The sequence below is a fragment of the Deinococcus metalli genome, assembly GCF_014201805.1.
GTDB lineage: Bacteria > Deinococcota > Deinococci > Deinococcales > Deinococcaceae > Deinococcus > Deinococcus metalli.
In genome coordinates, this window is record NZ_JACHFK010000001.1 from 721,917 (window position 1) to 734,811 (window position 12,895).

Genomic DNA, 12,895 nt, shown 5'->3' on the forward strand with positions numbered 1-12,895 from the left:
GCGGACTCCTACTCTGAAGATCCCATGACTCTACACCTGCCTGCCTATCCGATGCCGGATGACCGGGGACGATACGGCCGCTTTGGCGGACGCTACGTTCCCGAGACGCTCATTCCGGCGCTTGATGAACTCGACCGCGCCTATCAGACGGCCAAGCAGGACCCGGCGTTCCTGACCGAACTCGACCGCCTGCTGCGCGAGTACGTCAACCGGCCCAGCCCGCTGTACCTCGCCCAGCGGCTGACCGAGCACGCGGGCGGCGCCAAGATCTACCTCAAGCGCGAGGACTTCAACTACACCGGCGCGCACAAGATCAACAACTGCCTCGCCCAGGCGCTGCTGGCCGTCCGCATGGGCAAGAAGCGCGTGATCGCCGAGACCGGCGCTGGGCAGCACGGCGTCGCCAGCGCCACCGCTGCCGCGCTGCTGGGCCTGGACTGCGTGGTGTACATGGGCGCGGAGGACATCCGCCGGCAGGAGCTGAACGTCTTCCGCATGCGGCTGCTGGGCGCCGAGGTGCGCGAGGTGACGTCCGGCACCAGTACCCTCAAGGACGCCACCAACGAGGCCATCCGCGACTGGGTCACGAATGTCCGCGATACCTTCTACATCCTGGGCAGCGTGGTCGGACCGCACCCATACCCCGCCATGGTGCGCGACTTCCAGTCCGTGATCGGCGAGGAGACCAAGTGGCAGCTCCAGGCCGTCGAGGGCCGCGAGGTGCCGGACGCCATCGTGGCGTGCGTGGGCGGCGGCAGCAACGCCATCGGTATCTTCGCGCCGTACGCGTACCTGCCCGACGGTGAGCGGCCCCGCCTGATCGGCACCGAGGCGGCCGGCGAGGGCGTCGAGACCGGCCGGCACGCCGCCAGCGTGGCCGGCGGCCGCGTGGGCGTGCTGCACGGCTCGATGATGTACCTGCTGAACGACGACGAGGGCCAGATCGTGCCGCCGCATTCCATCAGCGCGGGCCTGGACTACCCCGGCATCGGCCCGGAGCACTGCCTGTACGCCACCACCGGCGTCGCGGAGTACGTGCCCGTTACCGACGCCCAGGCGCTGGAAGGGCTGCAGCTGTGCACCCGCCTGGAGGGCATCATCCCGGCGCTGGAGAGCGCCCACGCGATCTACCACGCGCTGCAGCTCGCCGCCACCATGCGGCCGGATCAGGTGATCGTGGTAAACCTCTCGGGCCGCGGCGACAAGGACGTCGCCGAGGTCGCCCGGCTGCTCAGGGCCGAGCAGGCGGCGGAGGTGAGCGCGTGACCGCCGTGCACGCGCGCGGCGTCGCCCGCATCCACGCCGCCTTTGACCGCGCCCGTGACGAAAACCGCGCCGCCTTCATTCCGTTCATGACCGCCGGCTTTCCCAACCAGCAGGACTTCCCGGCGGTCGCCGACGCACTGCTTGCCCACGCCGACGTGATGGAGGTGGGCATTCCGTACTCCGATCCGCTGGGCGACGGCCCGACGGTCCAGCGGGCGAGCGAAGTGGCGCTGGCGGGCGGCACCAGCACCCGCCGCACCCTGCAGCTGATCGCCGACCTGCGCGCCCGACACGACACGCCCATCGTGGTGATGACGTACGTCAATCCCATCTACGCCGTCGGCCCGCGCGAGTTCATGCGGCTCGCGGCGGAGGCCGGCGTGGACGGCCTGATCCTGCCGGACCTGCCGCCGGATCAGGATCTGGAGATCGCGGATCTCGCCGCCGAGCACGGCATGGCGGTCACGTTCCTGATCGCGCCGACCAGCACGCCCGAACGCGTGGAACTCGTCGCGGGGGCGTGCACCGGCTTCCTGTACGCGGTGAGCGTGACTGGCGTGACCGGCGCCCGCGAGGGCAGCGCCCTGGGCGAGGTGCCGGCGATGCTGGCCCTGGCCCGGCAGTACGCCCGCGTGCCGGTGGCCGTAGGCTTCGGCGTCAAGGACGCGGCCACCGCCCGCACTGTCGCGCAACTTGCGGACGGCGTCGTGGTTGGCAGCGCGTTCATCAACGCGATCCAGGGCGGTCAGGACGTGGGCGCGCTGGCCGCGTCCATCGCGCAGGGGTGCCGGAAGGACTGAATGCGGACGGAGCGGGCCGCCCGGGACACGCGTTCCCAGGCGGCCCGCTCTGCTGTGGTCAGCGGGCCGAGCGCCAGGGAAAGCCAGGCCGGGTGATGACCTGCATGACGGCCCACGCCGAGAAGGTCAGCATGGCGCACACGAGGTAGATATCGCGGAACCCGAAGGCCTGCGCGATGGCCCCCGACACGATCCCCGCGAGCATGCCGCCCACGTTCATGGTGTTCGAGAACAGGGTCGTGGCCGCGCTGACCCGGCCCGGCAGCAACTGCTGGAAGTACGTCATGCCCAGGCCCGCCAGGATCGCCAGCACCACGGAGCGCACCACCTGGGTCACGATCAGCAGCGGCATGCCGTGCGCGACGTAGATCAGCACGTAGTGCAGCACGAACAGCCCCATGGCGCCCTTGACCAGCCACTCCACGCTGGGCAGGCGCCGCAACATGACCAGGCCCAGCATCACCGGAATCTCCAGCAGGGCGCACAGGCTCACCAGGAAGCCGACCTGCCCGGTGGTGCCGTGCAGCGTCTTGGTGATGAACAGCGGGAACATGCTCATGGCCATGGTCATGCTCATCCCGTACAGCACGAAGGCCAGCGACACCAGCCACACCGGGCGGTTGGGCGCGGCCGTGCGCGGCTCGGTCACGGTGTGGCCGGCCGGGGTGGCGCGCAGGGGCACGCTGCGGCTGAGCAGGATCGGCACGGCGGCGAGCAGCAGGCACACTGCCGCGAGCAGGAAGACCCCCATGAAGTCGAAGCGGGCCAGCGCGGCAGCGCCCAGCCCAGGGCCGACCACGAAGGCCAGCGAGAACATCGAGCGCAGCACGGTCTGGCCGCGTTCGGCGATATCGCCCGGGGCGGCCGACATCTGTGTGCGGGCGTACGCGAAGAGCTGCGGAAACGCGGCGGCACCCAGGCCGACCAGGACGATCCCCACGGCCACGGCCGCTGGGTACGCGCGCACCACGCCGAGTCCGGCCTGACCGGCGGCGGCCACGCCCAGCGCGAGCAGCACCAGCGGCCGGCGGTCCGTCAGCCGGTCGGACCAGCGCGCCAGCCGCGTGCTCAGGATCACCGAGCTGACCGCGTTCAGCGTCAGGAAGATGCCGAGCTGTAGCGGGCTCATGCCGATATGGTTCACGCCGTACAGCGCTATGAATGGCCCGGACAGCGACACGCCGAAGCCCAGGAAGAAGACGGCGGCGGCGAGCCCGACGAAGCCCGGCAGGCGCAGCAGCGCGGGCAGGATCGCGGCCTGGGAGGTTGGATGGGTGGTCATGGGCAGCGTCCGGTCATGCTGGCCTGAGCTTACACCCTGACCCTTCTTAATCCATTCAGAAGCGTTCGGGACGGTGGTAGCCTCGGGCATGACCACCCCGGCGAAGACCCTGCCCCCGCGCGCGCAGGCCCCGACAGAGCAGACCTGGGACATCGAGGCGCTGTACGCGACCCCGGACGACTGGACCGCCGAGGCCGGGCGGCTGCCCGAGGCCATCGACGCGCTCTCGGCGCACGGCGGGCGCCTCGGCCGCGGGCCGGACGCGCTGCTCGCGTACCTCGCCGAGGCGGACGATGTCCTGCTGCGGATGCAGCGCTTCGCGTCGTACGCCTCCATGACTGCGAGCGTGGACGGCCGCGACGCCGTGGCCGCCGCCCGGCGCGACGCCGCGAACGGCCTGATGGCCCGCCTGGGCAGCGTGACGGCTGCACTGCAACCCGAACTGCTGGCGATTCCGGACGACGTGCTGGACGGCTGGCTGGCCCAGCCCGAGTTCGCGGACCAGCGGGTGCGCCTGGAGCGCCTGCGCCGTAATCGCCCGCACGTGCGCTCGGCCGAGGTCGAGGCCCTGCTGGGCGCGGTGCAGGCACCCTTTGCCAGCGAGCGCGGCATCCACCCGGCGCTGGCGAACATGGACCTGCGTTTCGGCACGGCCGGTGGCGAGGTGATCACGCAGGGCAACGTGGACCGTCTCACCGCGTCGGCCGACCGCGAGGTGCGGCGCGAGGCGTGGGAGCACTACGCCGACGCCCACCTGGCGGCGAAGCACGCCCAGGCGGCCATGTACGCCACCAACGTGCGCCAGAACGTGTTCGTGGCCCGCGCGCGGCAGTACCCGGACACCGTCACGGCCAGCCTCGCGCCGGACGCGATTCCGGTGGAGGTCGTCACGACCCTGCTGGACACCTACCGCGCGAACACGCCCACGTGGCACCGCTACTGGCGCGTGCGCCGCGAGTGGCTGGGCCTGCCGGACCTGCGCGAGTACGACGTGAAGGCCGCGCTGGTGCCGAGCCGCGCCGTCGGTTACGCCCAGGCGGTCGAGTGGATCGCGCAGGGTATGGCGCCCCTGGGCGAGGACTACGTGCGTGAAATGCGCCGGGGCCTCACCACGGACCGCTGGGTGGACTACGCCGAGAACGACGGCAAACGCCAGGGCGCGTACTCAAACGGCGGGGGCCGGGTCAAGCCGTTCATCTTCATGACGTGGAACGGCACCATGAACTCGTACTCCACCCTGGCGCACGAGATCGGGCATTCCATGCACTCGCTGCTCTCGACCCGCACGCACCCGTTCAGCGTGCCGCGCTACACCCTGTTCCACGCCGAGGTCGCCAGCAACTTCAATCAGGCGATGGTGCGTCAGCACCTGCTGGAGAAAGCGCGCGCGGCCGGCGACACCGAGTTCGAGGTGCAGATCATCGAGGAGGCGCTGTCGAACTTCCACCGCTACTTCTTCATCATGCCGACCCTGGCGGCCTTTGAACTGGAGTGCTACCGGCGAATCGAGGCCGGCGGCACGCTCAGCGCGCCGGACCTGATCACCCTGATGGCCGACCTGCTCGCGCAGGGCTACGGCGACGGCGTCACCATGGACCGCGAGCGCAGCGGCATCACGTGGGCCGAGTTCTCCACGCACCTATACGCGAACTTCTACGCGTACCAGTACGCGACCGGCATCAGTGCCGCGCACCAGCTCCTGGCCCAGTTTGGACAGGACCCCGAAGCGGCGCGCATGACATATCTGCGCTTCCTGGAGTCGGGAGGCAGCCTTGATCCCATTGACGCGCTGAAGGAAGCGGGCGTGGACATGCTGAGCGCCGGACCGGTCGAGGCGACGTTCCGCACGCTGGCCGGCTACGTGGACCGGCTGGAGAAACTGCTGGCGGAGCGGAAGGCCGGGCAGGCGGCCATTCAGGCACCGTAAGCACGGAGACATCGACGACGCGGGACGGTGGGTGTTGCGGACTCACCGTCCCTCAGCGGTCCGAAGAGAACACATTTTTCACGCGCTGGCAAAATCGTGAAATGTATCACTTGCTGTTCCTCAGAAAATGGGCGGGGTGGTCCCGCCCATCGGTGGAGACCGTTCAGGCCTGGGGCTGCTGGACCTGCATGCCGCCGGCCGGAGACACGCCTTCCAGCGCGCCGTAGTCGTCCTGGAAGTGCATCAGGACGCCGCCGAACAGCGTGTCGAAGGTCTCCTGGGGCATCTCGGCCAGGGTGGGGTAGAAGCCCACGTATTCCAGCCACACGTTGCCGTCGGCGTCGATGCTGCGCGCGAAGGCCCGCTCGCGGTTGCGGTCGTTGAGCATGTTCACGACTTCGTTGCGGCGGCCGTTGTACTGCTTCTGGGTCACGCAGGTGATCTCCAGGCGGCTGGTGTTGTTCGGGCCGTCGTTCACGCTGACCAGCACGGCCGCGTCGCCCATCTCGAAGCGCCAGCCCATGCGGATAAAGCGCTGGCCGTTGTTGTCTTCCATGTCCAGCTGGACTTCCTTGTCCTTCAGGTACTTCGCGAGCGTGTCCAGCGTCAGGAGTGCCGTGTCCATCGTCATTTAAACCATCCTCCTCGGTGGGGTGAAACACATCAGATCAGAACTGTGTGGCTTGAAACCCGGAAGATTCTAACACCGCCCGCTGGCCGCGCCCGTGACCGGCGTCTTCACGTTCCCGCAGGTCGGCCCTACGGCCGGGCGAGCACCGCGACCGTCACCGGAGCCACGCCCTCGCTCAGGATGCCCAGTTTCTGCGCCGCCGCCGCCGACAGGTCGATGATCCGCGACGGCACGCCAAACGGACCACGGTCGTTGATCAGGACGTCCACGCTGCGGCCCGTGACGCGGTGCGTGACGCGCACCCACGTGCCCTTCGGTAGCGTCAGGTGCGCGGCGGTCATCGCCGTCGTGGCGTCCGGCCGGCCCGGGTAGTACACCGCCTGTCCTACCTGCACTGCTCCGGCCGGGGTCACCGGGGCTGCCACCTCACCCGTCACCACCTCGTCCGCGGCCTCACGGTCTGGCAGCAGAATGACCTCGCCCGCCCGCAGCGTGGCGGCGGGCCGGGGATTGAGTGCCAGTAGGTTTGCCACGGTGGTGCCGTTCGCGTGGGCCAGGGACCACAGCGTGTCGCCCGGCTGCACGCGGTACACCCGGTTCGCGTCTGCCGCGCCGGTCAGCGCGGCCCCAGCGAGGAGCGCCGCCCGCAGCCACCCGCCGGTCCTCACAGATGGTCCTTCTCGGCCCGGCTCAGCACCTCGTACCCGTGGTCGGTCACGAGCACCAGGTCCTCGATTCGCACGCCGCCCACGTCCGGCACGTACACGCCGGGCTCGATGGTGATGACCATGCCGCTTTCCAGCACGTCCTCGCTGGTGCCGCGCAGGCTGGGTCCCTCGTGGATGTCGAGGCCCACGCCGTGCCCCAGCGAGTGCGCGAAATACTCCCCCAGGCCGTGCCCGGTCAGCAGGTCGCGCGCCAGCCGGTCGAGATCCGCGGCTCGCACGCCCGGCCGCACCGCCGCCACGGCCGCTTCCTCGGCCTCCAGGACCGCGCGGTACATCCGGCGCAGCTCGGCGGATGGGTTCCCGACCGCCACCGTGCGGGTCATGTCGCTGTGGTAGCCGTCCACCTGCGCGCCCATGTCCACGGTCACCAGCTCGTCCTCACCGATCACGCGGCTGGACGCCACCCCGTGGGGCTTTGCGCCGTTCGGGCCGCTCGCCACGATGATCTCGAAGGCGCTCTGGGCGCCGGCCCGCCGCATCGCGAGTTCGAGTTCCAGGGCCACGTCCAGCTCGGTCACGCCGGCCCGGATCGTCGGGTGCACCTGCGCGAAGGCGGCGTCGGCGATGGCCTGGGCGGCGCGCAGGGCGGCTAGTTCCCGGGCGTCCTTGCGGACCCGCAGGCCCTGCACCAGCCCCCGGACCGGGACCACCGTGGCGTCGGGCCACGCGGCGCGCAGGTCGTCCAGCACCGCGACCGTCAGGTGGTCCGCCTCGATGCCGACCCGCTGGCCGCCGAGCGTCGGCGCCGCGTGGGCGTAGGTGTCCGGCGGCCGGGCGATGAACTGCGGCACGCTCGACTCGCCCGCCGCCTGCACGGTGTAGCGCGCGTCGGTGTAGAGCGTCGCGCCGCTCTGCGTCACGAGCACCTTGCCGTCCTTGCCGGACGTGAAGCCGCTCAGGGCGCGCACGTTGGCGGGGTCGCTGATCCACAGGGCGTCCACCCCGGCCCGGCGCATGGCGCTCCGCAGCTGTTCCAGTGAGGTCATCGCAGGCAACGGTAACACGGCCCCCAATTCGCCGTGGTGACATACTTCCCGCCCGCGCGCCCGCCCCGCCGCTGTTCCCCCTCCAGGAACACGGGGCAGCGGGGCATGGCGCGGCCCCCTTATACTCATTCTTCGGGACATCAGCAGCAGGGGCCGCGCGGCGACCCCGCCCCAAGGAGGCAGCGAGCGTGAAACTTCACGAGTATCAGGGCAAGGACATCCTGCGCCAGTTTGGCGTCAATGTGCAGGACGGCAAGGTCGCCCGCACCCCGGACGAGGTGCGGCAGGTCGCGCGCGAGTACGGCCAGCCGGTCGTGGTCAAGGCGCAGGTACACGTCGGCGGGCGCGGCAAGGCCGGCGGCGTGAAGTTCAGCCCGACCGAGGACAAGGCCTTCGAGAACGGGGAGAAGATCCTCGGCATGGACATCAAGGGCCTAACCGTCAACAAGGTGCTGGTCACGCGCGCCGTGGACATCGACGCCGGCACCGAGTACTACGTCGGCATGATCGTTGACCGCAACGTGCAGAGCTACACCCTGATGGCCTCCGCCGAGGGCGGCATGGAGATCGAGGAGGTCGCCGCCGCCACGCCGGAGAAGATCATCAAGCACCGTGTGGACCCAGTGACCGGTCTGCGGCCCTACGAAGCGCGTGACGTGGCCATCAAGGCCGGCTTCAAGGGCAACCTGAACAAGATCGCAGACATGATGGTCAAGATGAGCGAGGCCGCGTTCGCGCGTGACGCCGTGCTCGTCGAGATCAACCCGCTGTTCGTTGGCCCGGACGGCGTGCCGGTCGCGCTCGACACGAAGTTCGAGGTGGACGACAACGCCATGTACCGCCACCGCGACCTCGCCGACTGGCGCGAGCTGGAAGCCGAGCACCCGCTTGAGATCGAGGCCAGCAAGTACGGCTTCGCGTACGTGAAGCTCGACGGCAACGTCGGCGTGCTCGGCAACGGCGCGGGCATCGTGATGACCTCGCTGGACGTCGTGAACCGTGCCGGCGCCAAGCCCGCGAACTTCCTCGACATCGGCGGCGGTGCCAAGGCCGAGATCGTGTACAACGCGGTCAAGTTGGTCAGCAAGGACACCGACGTCAAGGCGATCTTCATCAACATCTTCGGCGGCATCACCCGGGCCGACGAGGTCGCCAAGGGCGTCATCCAGGCGCTGAACGACGGCATCCTGACCAAACCGGTGCGCATGCGCATTGCCGGCACCGCCGAGGACGAGGCCAAAGCGCTGCTGGCGGAGGTCAACAGCCCGCTGATCCAGATGTACCCGACCATGTTCGAGGCCGCCGACGAGGCCGCCAGGGAAGCCAACGCGGCCAGCCAGGGGAGCAAGTAATGGGCATTCTCGTCGACAAGAACAGCAAGGTCATCGTGCAGGGCATGACCGGCCGTGAGGGCGCCAGCCACTCGCGCGCCATGAAGGAATTCGGCACGCAGGTCGTCGCGGGCGTCACGCCCGGCAAGGGCGGCCAGGACTTCGAGGGCTGGCCGGTCTTCAACTCCGTGGCGGAGGCCAAATCTGCCACCGGCGCGAACGTCAGCATCATCTTCGTGCCCCCGGCGGGCGCGGCGGACGCGGTGCTGGAAGCCGCGCACGCGGGCATTCCCCTGATCATCCTGATCACCGAGGGCGTGCCCACCGTGGACATGATGCGCGCCGTGCAGGAAGTCAAGGCGCTCGACGAGCACAGCCGTGCCCACGGCGGCGAGGGCGTGCGCCTGATCGGCGGTAACTGCCCCGGTCTGGTCACCAACGCTGAGGCCAAGGTCGGCATCATGCCGAACAAGATCTACGCCACGCCCGGCCGCATCGGACTGATCAGCCGCAGCGGCACCCTGACCTACGAGGCGGCCAAGCTGCTGAACGACGCCGGCATGGGCACCAGCACCACGGTCGGCATCGGCGGCGACCCGGTGATCGGCACGACCTTCGCGGACGTCCTGCCCCTGTTCGAAGCGGACCCGGACACCGACGCGGTCGTCGTGATCGGTGAGATTGGCGGCGCGGACGAGGAAGCGGCGGCCGAGTACATCAAGACCAGCATGAAGAAGCCCGTGGTGGCCTTCATCAGCGGCCGCAGCGCGCCCAAGGGCAAGCGCATGGGTCACGCCGGCGCGATCATCATGGGCGACGTCGGCACCCCGGAGAGCAAGCTCGCCGCCTTCCAGGCCGCGAACGTCCCGGTGGCCGACACCATGCCCGAGATCATCGACCTGGTGAAGCAGGCGCTGAACAAGTAAGCGTGGTACGGGGCGAGGGAGTGGGGCCAGGGGGCGCCGCTCCCCCGCTTCATGTGGCCGCCGACAAGGCCTGCTGGCCCCCCGCATCACAAGCGGGTCAGGTGCGCGCGTAGACTGAGCCTATGAAGCCAGCCTCCACCGCCTTCCTCGTGCTCGCCCTGGCCGCCGGTCAGGGAGTCGCCCTCACGGTGGCAGGCACGGCGGAGGGGGCCGGTCCGGACACGCGCATTGCCGGGTTTCTGGTGAGTCCCTTCGGCCAGCCGCTCCAGGAAATCGTGAGCGTGCCGGTCGAGAACGGCCGCTTCCGCCTGGAGATCCCCACGACTGTGCCTTCTGCCCGAGCGCAGGTGAGCCTCACGCCCCAGAACGTGTCTTGGCCGGGTGTGATCGATCCCATCACCGTAAGTTCCCCGGTGCAGGCCGCCGAACTGAAGTTCTTCGCGTACCGCGATCAGAACAGCAACGGGCACCGTGACGACCAGGAGGCGCTGCGCGAGGTGCCGCCGATGTCCAGCAACGCGACCCTGTTCGTGACGTGGGTGAGCGGCGACGTGACCGTGACCGCCAGCCGCGGCTATCAGGCGACCCTCAAGCGCGGCTGGAATGCCTTCCTGGTCGAGGTGGGCCGCGCCGTGGCCGTCCAGCCCTTCAGCGATAACGAAGTCGTGTCCGTCCGCCTGCGCCGCTGAACTGGCGGATTGGTGCGGCGGGTGTTTACAAAGACACGGGTGGTAGCAAGAACTGGATATGAATCGCGGCAGGGTTTAGGGGCAGTAACAGGAAAGGGAGACGAGCCGTCCATCTCCCCGGCCTCACCTCCTGATGGTGTGCTCGTATGCGGCCAGGTACTGCGGCACGATTCTGCTCGGGTGGAACCGCGTCAGGGCGGCCTCCCGGCCTGCGTGCCCCATCGCCGTGTAGACCTCGCGGTCGCGCAGGATACGCAGCGCGCCGTGGGCCATACCGTCGACGTCACCGACGGGGCACAGGATGCCGGTCACGCCGTCCTCGACGACCTCTGGGATGCCACCGGCGCGCGCGGCCACGACCGGCACCTCGCAGCTCATGGCTTCCAGGGCGGCCAGGCCGAAGCTCTCGTTCGAACTGGGCAACAGGAACAGATCGCTGATGCCCAACACCGTCTCGACGTCCGGGAATGACCCGAGGAAGTGCGTGCGGCCGATCACGCCGAGCTGCTGGGCGAGTTCAAAGGCGCGCGGGCGGTCCGGGCCGTCGCCGATCATCAGCAGGCGGGCCGGGATCTCGCTCGCCACGCGGGCAAAGACCTGCACGACGTCCTGCACGCGCTTGACCGGCCGGAAGTTGCTGACGTGCACCAGCAGCGCCTCGTCCGGGTGGGCGAAGCGGGCGCGGACGGCCGGGTCGGTGATCCGCACGAAGCGGTCGCCGTCCACGAAGTTGTGGATGACCTCGATGTCGCGGCCGACGCCGAACAGCTCACGCGTCTGGTCGGCCAGGAAAGCCGACACGGCTGTCACGTGGTTGCTGCGTTCGATGGCGTGCCGCGTGGTGTGCCGGAACGCAGGCTCCGCGCCGACGAGGGTCACGTCCGTGCCGTGCAGCGTCGTGATCACACGCGTGCGCCCGGTGATCGCCTTGGCGTGGATGGCGGCCGTCGCGTGCGGAATGGCGTAATGCGCATGTGAGAGCTGGATGTCGTGCTCGAGGATCACTTCCGTGAGGGTGTTCGCGGCCGCGAGTTCCGGGTAGGGCTGCTCGAACAGGGCATACGCGAAGGAACTCACCTGGTGGAAATACGGGCCGCGCATGCCGCCGTGTCCGGCGAGCCGGAACGGCTGCGCGGTGCCGACAAAATGCACCTCGTGCCCGGCGCGGGCGACCTTCAGGCCGAGTTCGGTGGCGACGACGCCGGAGCCGCCCGCGCTGGCGTGGCACAGGACGGCGACTTTCATGCTGGGAGTCATGACGGTGAAGGCTGTGCGCCGGTCAGAACAGAGCGAATGAGAGCGTGCATGGCAGCGGAGTATACCCGCGCCCGCGACAGCACTTCGTCAGCTAGAGCTGCGAATCACGCCCCCGGCAGGGTGGAATGCAGCGGGAAAACTTTATGGACAAATCACGAACTGCACATCACACTCTCAGCATGATCGCGATCCTCACGGATTCCACGTGTGACCTGCCGCCCGAGCACGCGCGTCAGCTCGGCATTCACGTCGTGCCCCTCACCGTGAACCTGCGCGAACGCCGCCTGCTGGACTGGCAGGACATAGACCCGGACGCCGTGTATGACCACATGAAGACCGGCGGTATGGCGACCACCGCACCGGTGGAGGAGGACGCCTTCAGCCGCCGATACCGCGAGCTGCTGCGCGACCACACGCACGTGGTGTCCATCCACCTGTCCGGCAAGCTGTCGGACACCGTGAACCGCGCGCGGCACGCGGCGCAGGCGCTGGAGGGCGGAGAGCGCGTGCACGTGATCGACAGCGGCCTGGCCTCCACGCCGCTGGCCGAGGCCGTGATGGCCGCGCAGCGTGCCGTGGGCGCTGGCGGGAACGCCGCCGACGTCGAGCGCGCCGTGCACCATGTGCGCGAGACCATGTCCGCCGAGTTCAGCGTGGCCTCCCTGGAGTACCTGCGCCGGGGCGGGCGAATCGGGCGCACGCAGGAGCTCATGGCGAACATGCTGGGCGTGCGGCCCATCCTGCACTTCGAGGACGGAGAACTGCGGGCGGTGCGCCGCATCAAGGCGGCCCACGCGCACCACGACATGCTCGACAAACTCCGCGAGCGCTTCGGCACGGCGCCCATCAGCGTCACCATTGCGCACGCCGGCCGCGACACCGGCCGCATCTCGGCCCTGCGCACCGCCGTGGCGTCCAGCGGCCTGAACGTCCACAAGGGCCGCGTGCAGCTGATCGGCCCGGTGATCGGCGCCCACGTCGGCCCGGGCACCTTCGGTTTCATGGCCTGCCCGGTGGCGTGATCCATGAGCAGGGCGGGCTGGGGATGCATTCCCAGCCCGCCCTGCTGCTG

The 12,895-nt window shown here is 69.4% G+C and carries 12 protein-coding genes; 7 read left to right on the plus strand and 5 right to left on the minus strand.

The genetic code is table 11. From position 1 onward, the window contains the following. Positions 1-24: 24 nt before the first annotated feature. A complete protein-coding gene (gene trpB, locus HNQ07_RS03530) occupies positions 25-1,266 on the plus strand; it encodes a tryptophan synthase subunit beta (protein ID WP_184109487.1) in 1,242 nt (413 codons plus the stop codon). Then, positions 1,263-2,066: a tryptophan synthase subunit alpha gene (gene trpA / locus HNQ07_RS03535; protein ID WP_184109488.1), complete on the plus strand. Its 804-nt coding sequence runs from the start codon at positions 1,263-1,265 to the stop codon at positions 2,064-2,066. Before trpB ends, trpA begins: the two co-directional genes overlap by 4 nt. A gap of 58 nt (positions 2,067-2,124) precedes the next feature. Here trpA and HNQ07_RS03540 read toward each other — a convergent pair whose 3' ends face one another. After that, entirely contained in the window at positions 2,125-3,348 is a 1,224-nt protein-coding gene (locus tag HNQ07_RS03540; protein WP_184109489.1) for a sugar efflux transporter, read from the minus strand. An 88-nt stretch (positions 3,349-3,436) separates the two neighbouring features. Here HNQ07_RS03540 and pepF point away from each other — a divergent pair, with 88 nt between their 5' ends. Beyond that, positions 3,437-5,275, plus strand: a complete 1,839-nt coding sequence (gene pepF, locus HNQ07_RS03545; RefSeq protein WP_184109490.1) for an oligoendopeptidase F — start codon at positions 3,437-3,439, stop codon at positions 5,273-5,275. A 163-nt stretch (positions 5,276-5,438) separates the two neighbouring features. Here the strand turns inward: pepF and HNQ07_RS03550 are convergent, their stop codons facing one another. The 3 genes from HNQ07_RS03550 to HNQ07_RS03560 all read right to left on the minus strand — a co-directional run bounded on the left by HNQ07_RS03550 (position 5,439) and on the right by HNQ07_RS03560 (position 7,620). Further along, positions 5,439-5,906, minus strand: a complete 468-nt coding sequence (locus HNQ07_RS03550) for a YbjN domain-containing protein (protein ID WP_184109491.1) — start codon at positions 5,904-5,906, stop codon at positions 5,439-5,441. A 128-nt stretch (positions 5,907-6,034) separates the two neighbouring features. Continuing rightward, positions 6,035-6,574: an RlpA-like double-psi beta-barrel domain-containing protein gene (locus tag HNQ07_RS03555; protein ID WP_229831751.1), complete on the minus strand. Its 540-nt coding sequence runs from the start codon at positions 6,572-6,574 to the stop codon at positions 6,035-6,037. Further along, on the minus strand, positions 6,571-7,620 hold the full coding sequence (locus tag HNQ07_RS03560; protein WP_184109492.1) for a M24 family metallopeptidase: 1,050 nt from the start codon (positions 7,618-7,620) through the stop codon (positions 6,571-6,573). Before HNQ07_RS03560 ends, HNQ07_RS03555 begins: the two co-directional genes overlap by 4 nt. A 188-nt stretch (positions 7,621-7,808) precedes the next feature. Between HNQ07_RS03560 and sucC the strand changes: the two genes are divergently transcribed. The 3 genes from sucC to HNQ07_RS03575 all read left to right on the plus strand — a co-directional run bounded on the left by sucC (position 7,809) and on the right by HNQ07_RS03575 (position 10,566). Beyond that, positions 7,809-8,972 (plus strand): ADP-forming succinate--CoA ligase subunit beta, encoded by a 1,164-nt coding sequence (gene sucC / locus HNQ07_RS03565; RefSeq protein ID WP_184109493.1) that lies wholly within the window; start codon positions 7,809-7,811, stop codon positions 8,970-8,972. Beyond that, positions 8,972-9,877 carry a succinate--CoA ligase subunit alpha gene (gene sucD / locus HNQ07_RS03570; protein ID WP_184109494.1) on the plus strand — a complete coding sequence of 302 codons (906 nt, stop codon included), beginning with the start codon at positions 8,972-8,974 and terminating at the stop codon, positions 9,875-9,877. Before sucC ends, sucD begins: the two co-directional genes overlap by 1 nt. 122 nt (positions 9,878-9,999) lie before the next feature. Continuing rightward, the gene (locus HNQ07_RS03575) at positions 10,000-10,566 is read left to right on the plus strand and encodes a hypothetical protein (RefSeq protein ID WP_184109495.1); all 567 of its coding nucleotides are present in this window, start codon (positions 10,000-10,002) and stop codon (positions 10,564-10,566) included. 123 nt (positions 10,567-10,689) lie between these two features. Here the strand turns inward: HNQ07_RS03575 and bshA are convergent, their stop codons facing one another. After that, positions 10,690-11,811 carry an N-acetyl-alpha-D-glucosaminyl L-malate synthase BshA gene (gene bshA, locus HNQ07_RS03580; RefSeq protein WP_184109496.1) on the minus strand — a complete coding sequence of 374 codons (1,122 nt, stop codon included), beginning with the start codon at positions 11,809-11,811 and terminating at the stop codon, positions 10,690-10,692. 191 nt (positions 11,812-12,002) lie between these two features. Here bshA and HNQ07_RS03585 point away from each other — a divergent pair, with 191 nt between their 5' ends. Beyond that, on the plus strand, positions 12,003-12,845 hold the full coding sequence (locus HNQ07_RS03585; RefSeq protein ID WP_184109497.1) for a DegV family protein: 843 nt from the start codon (positions 12,003-12,005) through the stop codon (positions 12,843-12,845). Positions 12,846-12,895: the final 50 nt, after the last annotated feature.

Bases quoted from the DNA above. Each gene is read 5' to 3' on its own strand.
- HNQ07_RS03585 (WP_184109497.1), top strand. From the start codon at position 12,003: ATGATCGCGATCCTCACGGATTCCACGTGTGACCTGCCGCCCGAGCAC.
- bshA (WP_184109496.1), bottom strand. From the start codon at position 11,811: ATGAAAGTCGCCGTCCTGTGCCACGCCAGCGCGGGCGGCTCCGGCGTC.
- sucD (WP_184109494.1), top strand. From the start codon at position 8,972: ATGGGCATTCTCGTCGACAAGAACAGCAAGGTCATCGTGCAGGGCATG.
- HNQ07_RS03575 (WP_184109495.1), top strand. From the start codon at position 10,000: ATGAAGCCAGCCTCCACCGCCTTCCTCGTGCTCGCCCTGGCCGCCGGT.
- trpB (WP_184109487.1), top strand. From the start codon at position 25: ATGACTCTACACCTGCCTGCCTATCCGATGCCGGATGACCGGGGACGA.
- HNQ07_RS03540 (WP_184109489.1), bottom strand. From the start codon at position 3,348: ATGACCACCCATCCAACCTCCCAGGCCGCGATCCTGCCCGCGCTGCTG.
- pepF (WP_184109490.1), top strand. From the start codon at position 3,437: ATGACCACCCCGGCGAAGACCCTGCCCCCGCGCGCGCAGGCCCCGACA.
- HNQ07_RS03550 (WP_184109491.1), bottom strand. From the start codon at position 5,906: ATGACGATGGACACGGCACTCCTGACGCTGGACACGCTCGCGAAGTAC.
- HNQ07_RS03560 (WP_184109492.1), bottom strand. From the start codon at position 7,620: ATGACCTCACTGGAACAGCTGCGGAGCGCCATGCGCCGGGCCGGGGTG.